The following is a 3049-nucleotide window of genomic DNA, read 5'->3' as shown; positions in this document are numbered from 1 at the left end:
TTTGGTAATATGCCATCACAAATGAAACAATTCTTAGATACTACTGGTGGTCTTTGGTTTAATGGAAAACTAGTGAATAAGGTCGTAAGTGCAATGACTTCCGCTCAAAACTCTCATGGTGGTCAAGAGGCAACGATATTATCTCTTTATACAACTATGTATCATTGGGGAGCTATTGTTGCTGCTCCTGGTTACACAGATCCAGTAACATTTGGTGCTGGAGGGAATCCATACGGAACAAGTGTTACCGTTGGGCAAGATGGTAAAATGATTGAAGATGTCCAATCAGCTGTAAAACACCAAGCAAAGCGTACGGTAACAGTTGCAGAGTGGGTAAAGAAAGCAAATCAATAAATTTTATTAGTAAAAAGCTATACAAAAAAAGTACCCCATAGTGTAGATGCTAAAAAAGTCTACTAAGGGGTACTTTTTCTTGTTTGCTTACTATACTTACTTCATCTTCCTTTTCTTCCGTACTGAATCCCGAACATCTCATTCGCATAAATTATTCCCAGTCCGTAAGCACCCCCGTGTTGTTTTATAATATCGAGTGTCCCATTGTAAGTCTCTTTAATAGCAAAATCACGCTGTAATTCTAACAAATATTGTAACCAAGTGATTGGGCGTGCTCCAGCCTGTGTCATACGAATTACGGCCATGTCATGCGATTCTTTATTTACTCCACCAGATGCATCAGTAATAAAATACACTTCATATCCTTCGGCGATAGCACTTAGTACAGGTTCAAGCAAACACACCTCTGTCCAAAGACCCGCCATGACTATTTTACGTTTTCCATATTCGTTGATTTGTCTAACTACTCTTGGATCTTCCCAAGCGTTAATCGCTGTTCGATCAATTGGTCTTCGGTCAGGAAAGACTGATTGGATTTCGGATAAAATTTTACCGCTAAAAGTTGCTGCCGTTATTGTTGTCATTATAAGAGGGATACTAAATAATTTTGCAGTTTTTGACAATCCAGCGAGGTTATTTCGCAAATGTGCAATATCATGTGATTGCACTGAAAAAGTCATTTGCGGTTGATGGTCAATTAACATTAGAGTATGGTCAGTCGGGGTAAGTAAATACTGAGAACGTGGCTCTGTCGTTGTTATCCTTGACCTTCCAGAAAATTCGGTAGGATTACCGTAAAACTGGTTTCTACAAATTGGGCACCTATAAACTACAGGGTTCATGTGAATTTCCCTCCAATATTCATGGGGATAAGAATTTTATTCATGAAGTAATATATGCAAAAAGAACATGTTGAGTGGCTTGTTGTTACAAATGGTATTGATACCTTCTCGTAATGGGAGCCCTAATAGTGGTTATATTTGCATGGATGTAAATTCCGAAACCATAATATCAGTCGTTTCCTTAAAAAAGTAAGTGGACCCTGATAATTAAGTGGAAAATTTGAAACTCACTATGCCAAAAGCCTAGAATGGGCAGAAACCATTATTTTCAACGTACCAACTCGTTTTGGTAATATGCCATCATAAATGAAACAATTCTTAGATAGTACTGTGGTCTTTGGTTAAAAGGAAAACTAGTTAATAAGGTCGTAAGTGCTATGACTTCCGCTCAAAACCCTCATGGTGGTCAAGAAGCAACTATATTATCAATTTATACAACCAAGTATCATTGGGGTGCTATTGTTGCTGCTCCTGGTTACACAGACCCAGTAACATTTGGTGCTGAAGGGGAATCCTTACGGAACAAGTGTTACCGTTGGGTAGGATGGAAAAATATTGAAGATGTCCAAGAAGCTGAAAAACACCAAGCAAAGCGTACAGTAGCAGTTGCAGAGTGGGTAAAGAAAGCAAATCAATAAATTATTCGATAAAAGGCTAGTCGTAACTTCACGATTAGCTTTTTTTTCGACTTATTGAAAGATAATAAGCTGAAATTTTAATTTTAAAAGCCCACGATATTAGTCATCCATTAAACAAAAAGAAGGGAACACTTTAAACAGCATACCATTTTTATATTAAGTTAAATCAGAATCTATTTAGATGGTGCTTATTGGGAAGTAATCATTCAAAAGTTACTGAAACGAACAGGAGGGACCATCTTGGAGAACACAAATTGCGATTTTTCACCTATGAAAGAGAATTTAGAAAATGGCATTAAACATCTAATACATATACTCCAATCTAACCTAAACGTTCTAGGAAATGAAAATTATTGTGTATTAGGAAGTCTAGAGGATGCTAAAAACCAGCTAAATTCAATTGAATCTACGGCGGCCTCTTATTATTTAGAATGTTATTTATCTTCTTTTACTGATGTATATAAGGATCTGTCAACTACAGTGCAGCACCTTTCAAAATTAAAACATGGTGCATTGATAGTAGTCGAACGAGGCGACTCTATCGAGACTATTATCCAAAAAGGAACCACAATTGGAGCAATGGTCACACCAAAATTATTAGAATCAATTTTTTATCCTGGGAACCCTCTCCATTATGGAGCAGTTTTAATCCGAGGAAATGTGGTGGTTTCAGCAGCCAATGTTCTTCCATTAACCAAAAACGTATATGAAGGAAAGAAACTTGGAACTCGTCTCCGTGCAGCTCTCGGAATATCTGAACAAAGTGATGCACTTGCACTTGTTGTTTCAGAAGAAACGGGTCAAATTTCATTATAGATCAAAGACTACGCCAAAACTCGTGCCTTTTAAAAGACATTATAGTAGAAAATCAGAATTAATTGATCTTTTAGATAAATCAAATAATAAATATGTTTAGGGAGAGATTCTTAAGGAATCTCCTTATTATAATAATACCATTTGTTGGTTATCCAATGGACAACAGTAACTAATTAATCCATAGATATAGCAGCTGTCGATCGATTACGTTTTTTAGAGTAAGTAGCAAGTGGGTAAGCCTGTCGTCTCATATGAGTATGGGACAACAGGCTTTTTAATTTTTTCCTAAATTAGGGGGAACAAAAATGGCAAAAACTAACTGATAGTTTATTTGGCAGAGTATATAATGCAGTGAAAATTCTTTGATTACAAAATAAGTGAAAGGATTAAGGTTTAGGA

The 3049-nt window shown here is 36.4% G+C and carries 2 protein-coding genes and 2 pseudogenes; 3 read left to right on the top strand and 1 reads right to left on the bottom strand.

Annotated features, from left to right (window positions below; all coding sequences use genetic code 11):
* Window positions 1–354: pseudogene (locus V7659_RS19825) on the top strand (NAD(P)H:quinone oxidoreductase, type IV); the annotation flags it as partial.
* A 101-nt stretch (window positions 355–455) separates the two neighbouring features.
* Here V7659_RS19825 and V7659_RS19820 read toward each other — a convergent pair.
* Entirely contained in the window at window positions 456–1196 is a 741-nt protein-coding gene (locus V7659_RS19820; RefSeq protein ID WP_335541632.1) for a hydrolase, read from the bottom strand.
* A gap of 243 nt (window positions 1197–1439) precedes the next feature.
* Here V7659_RS19820 and V7659_RS19815 point away from each other — a divergent pair.
* Window positions 1440–1834, top strand: a pseudogene (locus tag V7659_RS19815) (NAD(P)H-dependent oxidoreductase); the annotation flags it as partial.
* 240 nt (window positions 1835–2074) lie between these two features.
* Window positions 2075–2650, top strand: coding sequence for a sporulation-specific diadenylate cyclase CdaS (cdaS, locus tag V7659_RS19810; protein WP_335541630.1), 576 nt, complete (start codon window positions 2075–2077; stop codon window positions 2648–2650).
* The last annotated feature ends 399 nt before the right edge of the window (window positions 2651–3049 follow it).

This window comes from Neobacillus drentensis, from assembly GCF_036966985.1.
Taxonomy (GTDB): domain Bacteria; phylum Bacillota; class Bacilli; order Bacillales; family Cytobacillaceae; genus Neobacillus; species Neobacillus drentensis_E.
This window is presented reverse-complemented; position numbering and strand designations above follow the sequence as displayed.

Coding starts and splice junctions, on each gene's coding strand:
- V7659_RS19820 (WP_335541632.1), bottom strand. CDS start 1,196: ATGAACCCTGTAGTTTATAGGTGCCCAATTTGTAGAAACCAGTTTTAC.